Annotated in this window: 2 protein-coding genes; both read right to left on the bottom strand. The window is 43.4% G+C overall.

Annotation, left to right across the window (positions count from 1 at the left end; genetic code table 11):
* On the bottom strand, nucleotides 1–200 hold a 200-nt coding region (locus A3762_RS26230; protein ID WP_156493749.1), incomplete at its 3' end, for an alpha/beta fold hydrolase.
* A 7-nt stretch (nucleotides 201–207) separates the two neighbouring features.
* The coding region (locus A3762_RS25140; protein WP_156493748.1) for an immunoglobulin domain-containing protein at nucleotides 208–1,518 on the bottom strand (1,311 nt) is incomplete at its 5' end.

Here is a 1,518-nt window from a genome sequence, read left to right as displayed (position 1 = left end):
TGCTTGAAGTGTGCATGATGAGATCGTCCAAAACCCCGAAGATCTGGGATGATGACGCGATACTTTCGCGATAAAGGATATGCGTAAGGAAGCCAATGGCCAGAATGCATGCCAAAGCCGTGAAGGAATATAATTGTTGGTCCGTTACCGATGTCTCGGTAATGAAGTTTTACATTGTCGCTTGAGAAATAATGGGCCATTTATTTTTTATTGAAGAATGACTTCAATAGGCTGAGAGAAACGACCTGTGATTCGGTCTGAATCTATCGTAGCAATGTGCAGGTATAAACTGCCGGGATCAAGATTTGAAAGTGTAAACTTTGTGTTTTGCGCGCCTACAATTTCAACGCTATTGCTTAGTGAGTTTTCGCTTTTGCCAAAGGCAAGTTTATATCCGTATATCTCAGATTGATTCAGAGGCTCGCCGTTTTCGCGCTCCGTAGGCATTGCCCATGATAGTGATAATGAGGGCTTGGCCTTCACGTTTAATGAAGCAGAGCTAGAACGAATTGATCCAAACACATTGTTAACCGTGGCGTAGTATGTTCCGGCATCTGCACTCGATGCTGTGCTGACCTCGTATATGCGGCTTGTTGCACCATTGATTGCTTTGTCGTCTTTATACCACTGGTACGAATGGCTCGTTGCTAGTGTGCTAGCAACGCTAAATTGGAAAGAGTCTTCAAGGTAAACCTGTTGTGACTGTGGTTGCTCAACTAGGGTTTGAGCGACGTTTTGAGCTATCACACGTAGTTGAGCTGCTTTTGAATTTAGATTGCCGGTAGAGCTTGTGACTTGTGCCGTGTAGTTGCCCTGATCAGTTTGTGTCGCGCTTTCTATTGCAAGCGTTGCGTTCGTTGCTCCTTCAATCGCTTTGCCATCCTTAAACCACTGGTAGCGCATGAAACCTCCACCCTCAGCCGATATCTCAAAACGAACGTTATGTCCTGCTAATACATCTTGGTCAGATGGATGTTGTGAGATTCTGAGAGTGTTGAGAGCTTCTGTTACGGTGATTTTTGCAAAGGACGAGTAGAGCACCTCACCCTTATATTCAATAATGGCGCGATAATCACCAGCATCACTTTGACTTGCGTTTGAAATGACTAGTGTCGAGCTATTTTTATTCGCTAAAACGCTAGCACCTTTCTGCCAAGATACATTCGCGTCAGAGCCTGCATTTGTATTGATATTGAGTTCAATAGATTGGCCACTAACAATCGACTGGGATTGTGGTTGCTTAGTAATCTTAAGTGAAAGTTCTTTTGGTTCCACACTGAGAGAAGCGGAAGATGAAATGATCTGATTTTGCGCGTTGCGAATGATTACATCATAGACGCCTGCATCATTTAATAAGGCATGTGTCTTTCCGTAAATTGCATCATTGGCACCAGGAATAATTTCTCCGTTGAAACGCCATTGATATTGGAGTGCTTGATTTGAGTATGCCTGAGCTCTTAAGAAAAACGGGGAATGCTGATTAATATTGGCGTCAGTAGGTGATGAAAGTAAGAATAT

This window comes from Oleiphilus sp. HI0125 (genome assembly GCF_001635355.1).
The sequence above is the reverse complement of the archived record's forward strand: the minus strand, read 5'-3'. Positions and strand labels throughout refer to the sequence as shown.